This window comes from Methylotenera sp., from assembly GCF_013141425.1.
GTDB lineage: Bacteria > Pseudomonadota > Gammaproteobacteria > Burkholderiales > Methylophilaceae > Methylotenera.
In genome coordinates, this window is sequence record NZ_JABFRA010000107.1 from 1 (window position 1) to 3,761 (window position 3,761).

The window sequence follows — 3,761 nt, forward strand, 5'->3', positions numbered from 1 at the left end:
GCCATTAAAGATGTGTTTGAAGATACTCGTAGCATTTTAGAGCCTGCTGGCGCACTAGCCTTAGCAGGCCTTAAAGCGTATGCGGAACGCGAAAACTTACATGGAAAAACGTTAATCGCCATCGCTTCTGGCGCCAATATGAATTTCGACAGACTGCGCTTTGTAGCAGAGCGCGCAGAAATTGGCGAAAAGCGCGAAGCGGTATTAGCCGTCACGATTCCAGAAAAACCAGGGGCGTTTAAAGCATTCTGTAATTTGCTTGGTAACCGCAACATCACCGAGTTTAACTATCGCTATGCGGATGCTAAAGTGGCGCATATATTCGTGGGTGTTGCCATTAGCGACCCAGCAGAATCTGCCAAGATGGTCACCGATTTACAAGCAGAAGGCTTACCTGCGTTGGACTTAACCGATAATGAAGTGGCTAAATTGCATGTGCGCCATTTGGTAGGCGGGCATGCCCCACAGGCGGAGAACGAAGTAGTGTATCGATTCGAGTTTCCTGAAAAACCTGGCGCACTCATGAAATTTTTAGAATCCATGGGGCACGACTGGAATATCAGCTTGTTTCACTATAGAAACCACGGCGCTGATTTCGGCCGCGTGTTGGTTGGCATGCAAGTGCCACCAACAGAGCATGCTGAATTTGTGGAGTTTTTGCAAAACTTAGGCTATCCTTATTGGGATGAAACGGTAAATCCCGCTTATCAATTATTTTTAGGTTAGTTTTTTATTTTTTCGAACTGACGCCTAGTTTAGTTCTTACCTTACTTTTTTATTTTGTGTGAACTTAATAAGAAAGTATCTGCCAACAACATAAAATATCTGCAGACTTTAACTTTGGAGAACTGAATGAAATTTACGCCCACATATCATAAAACTCGTATTAGCTTAGTATTGCTAACTTTAATAGCAGGCTTAAGTGCTTGTAAACAAGAAAAAGTTGAAGACGTCCAAAGCACAACTGAAGCTATCAGTAGCCCAGCCTCGGCTACTGTAAACACCACACAAGGCGTTGCTTATGTTAGCAGCCAAGAAGCTGGCATAAGTGTTATTGACCTTGCCAGCATGCAAGTAATCAAGCAAATTGACGTAAAGGCGGAAGCGCCACGCGGCTTGGGTATTACCGATGATGGTAAAAAACTGGTTGTTGCCACACGCGGCAACGACGGCATCGCAGTGATTGATACTGCGACGGGAGAAGTTTCACAACAAATTATCATCGGCAAAAACCCTGAGTTTGTTCGCATTAGCGGCAATTATGCTTACATATCATCTGAACCTAGCTCTAAAGGCGGCCCACCGCCTAAGCCAGGTGACAAAGTGGCCGAAGATGATGATGACGAAGATGAAGAAAAAATTCCAGCTAAAATAATAGTGGTTGATTTAGAAAAGGGCCAGAAAATACGGGAAATTACAGGCGGCCCGGAAACGGAAGGTATTGAATTTTCTGCTGACGGTAAACAGTTAGTGATTACCAACGAAGCGGATAATACTGTCACTGTACACAATATTGAAAGTGGGGAGTTAGTCAAAACCGTTCACACCCATGAGCATGGTGACCGTCCGCGTGGCATTAAAGTATCGCCCGATGGCAACACTTATCTTGCCACTTTGGAATACGGCAATAAATTTATGGTACTGGATAAAGAGTTTAATTTGGTTCGCACTGTAGACACAGGCGAAACACCTTATGGCATTAGCTATGATGCAAAAGGCGAAAAGATTTATGTAGCCACCAATAAAGCGAAACTATTGCAAGTATTTGACGCCAAGACTTTTGAAAAACTGAAAGAAGTCTCAACAGGAAATCGTTGCTGGCATTTCACCTTTACTCCTGATGACAAGCAAATTTTGTTAGCGTGTGGTAAATCAGACGAAGTCTTTGTCATTGATGCTGAAAAACTCGAAGTGACCAAGAAAATAGAAGTGAAAAATATGCCCTGGGGCATCGTGACTTACCCAAAATCAATGGGTAGCCTAGATAAAAAACTCAAATAGCCACAGGTGTAAGTAAAAAGCCCGCGATTGCGGGCTTTTTACTTAGTCATCGCTAGCTTATAGCCGATGTAATAAACGCACTAAACTTTATTTAGCAACTTGTTTCTCACGCATTTCATCCAGCGTTTTGCAATCTATACAAAGTGTTGCGGTTGGGCGTGCCTCGAGACGCTTTAAGCCAATCTCAATACCACAACCTTCACAATAACCATACTCATCGCTATCAATATTGCGTAAAGTCTCATCAATTTTCTTGATTAATTTACGTTCACGGTCACGATTACGCAATTCCAATGTCATATCAGTTTCTTGGCTGGCACGGTCATTCGGGTCTGCAAACATCGTTACTTCGTCTTGCATTGTATGAACGGTGCGGTCAAGTTCTTGGCTTAACTCTGCCTTCCAGTCATTTAAAATCTTACGAAAGTGGTTGAGCTGCGGTTTGCTCATATACTGTTCATCAGGTTTTGGCTGGTAAGGGGTAAAATGTTTAGTTATAACTTCTGCCATCATGTACCTCAAAAACTAAAAAGAGTTACTTAAAAAAACTTATTTAAAAACCACTTGAATATTAATTACTTATAAAATCAAGCGCGTGAGTGTACACCGAATCAAGTTTAGTTGCAAAAACAAGCTAACTTATTAAAATCTAGTGCGAATCTTATGATTTTGCCTCGCTAAGCTCCAACGCCAATAATGTATTTTCCATCAACGTCGCCACTGTCATCGGCCCTACGCCACCTGGCACTGGCGAAATGTACCCTGCACGCACTTTTGCCGCTTTAAAATCAACGTCGCCCGCTATACTTCCATCGGCTAATCGATTGATACCAATATCAATCACCACCGCGCCTGACTTAATCCAGTCACCTTGTATAAGCCCCGATTTACCTGCTGCGGCAATCACCAAATCTGCCTGCTTAATTATTTTAGCTAAATCTTTAGTATGACGGTGACAACTTGTCACGGTACATCCTGCCAACAATAACTCCAAGCCCATTGGGCGGCCAACATGGTTGGAAACACCAACTACAACCGCGTCTAGTCCCATTAAATTGATATTCGTCGCCTGCAACATTTTTATCACACCAAAAGGTGTACAAGAACGCAAAGTAGGTTGACGGACTGCTAATCGGCCAATATTGTAGGGATGAAACCCATCAACATCTTTATTTGGGCTGATATGCTCAATGATGTGCTCATCTTTAATATGCGGTGGTAGTGGAGACTGCACTAAAATTCCATCAATCGTTTCATCCTGATTCAATTGACTAATTAATGCGATCAACTCCGCCTGTGTAGTCGTTGTGGGCAAATTGTAAGCTACCGAACGAATGCCTACTTTCTCACACGCCAAACGCTTATTGCGTACATAAATTGCTGAAGCTGGATTATCTCCCAACAAAATTACCGCAAGGCCAGGCGCGCGTTTACCTGCCTGAATACGGCTATTAATACGTGTTTTAATTGAATTTAAAAGATTTTCAGCAATGGCCTTGCCATCAATTATCTGTGCAGTCATTTGTTCGTAAGCGCTTTGATTAATGAAATAATAAAAATAAAGTAACATTTTAACATATTCGAATTGACCTACAGCCCAGTTTGCAGTATATTTCTGCCCTTCGGCGTGTAGCGTAGCCTGGTAGCGCGCCTGCTTTGGGAGCAGGATGTCGGGAGTTCGAATCTCTCCACGCCGACCAAATTTTAACTTGTTGAATAAGCACTTAATATTCAACGAATAAAAATGAAAGTCAGCCCGA

Annotated in this window: 3 protein-coding genes, 1 tRNA gene and 1 pseudogene; 3 read left to right on the top strand and 2 right to left on the bottom strand. The window is 42.6% G+C overall.

Features of this window, described 5'->3' with window-relative positions:
* Together HOO90_RS09820 and HOO90_RS09825 are read left to right on the top strand one after the other, a co-directional pair.
* Nucleotides 1-726, top strand: a pseudogene (locus HOO90_RS09820) (threonine ammonia-lyase, biosynthetic); the annotation flags it as partial.
* 126 nt (nt 727-852) lie between these two features.
* A complete protein-coding gene (locus HOO90_RS09825; protein ID WP_292842552.1) occupies nt 853-2,001 on the top strand; it encodes a glutaminyl-peptide cyclotransferase in 1,149 nt (382 codons plus the stop codon).
* 87 nt (nt 2,002-2,088) lie between these two features.
* Here HOO90_RS09825 and dksA read toward each other — a convergent pair whose 3' ends face one another.
* Both dksA and folD read right to left on the bottom strand, forming a co-directional pair.
* Nucleotides 2,089-2,511: an RNA polymerase-binding protein DksA gene (dksA, locus tag HOO90_RS09830; RefSeq protein WP_292842554.1), complete on the bottom strand. Its 423-nt coding sequence runs from the start codon at nt 2,509-2,511 to the stop codon at nt 2,089-2,091.
* A gap of 151 nt (nt 2,512-2,662) precedes the next feature.
* Nucleotides 2,663-3,523 carry a bifunctional methylenetetrahydrofolate dehydrogenase/methenyltetrahydrofolate cyclohydrolase FolD gene (folD, locus tag HOO90_RS09835; protein WP_292842556.1) on the bottom strand — a complete coding sequence of 287 codons (861 nt, stop codon included), beginning with the start codon at nt 3,521-3,523 and terminating at the stop codon, nt 2,663-2,665.
* A gap of 101 nt (nt 3,524-3,624) precedes the next feature.
* Here folD and HOO90_RS09840 point away from each other — a divergent pair.
* Nucleotides 3,625-3,701 (top strand) — tRNA-Pro (locus HOO90_RS09840).
* Nucleotides 3,702-3,761: the final 60 nt, after the last annotated feature.

Bases quoted from the DNA above. Each gene is read 5' to 3' on its own strand.
- HOO90_RS09825 (WP_292842552.1), top strand. From the start codon at position 853: ATGAAATTTACGCCCACATATCATAAAACTCGTATTAGCTTAGTATTG.
- dksA (WP_292842554.1), bottom strand. From the start codon at position 2,511: ATGGCAGAAGTTATAACTAAACATTTTACCCCTTACCAGCCAAAACCT.
- folD (WP_292842556.1), bottom strand. From the start codon at position 3,523: ATGACTGCACAGATAATTGATGGCAAGGCCATTGCTGAAAATCTTTTA.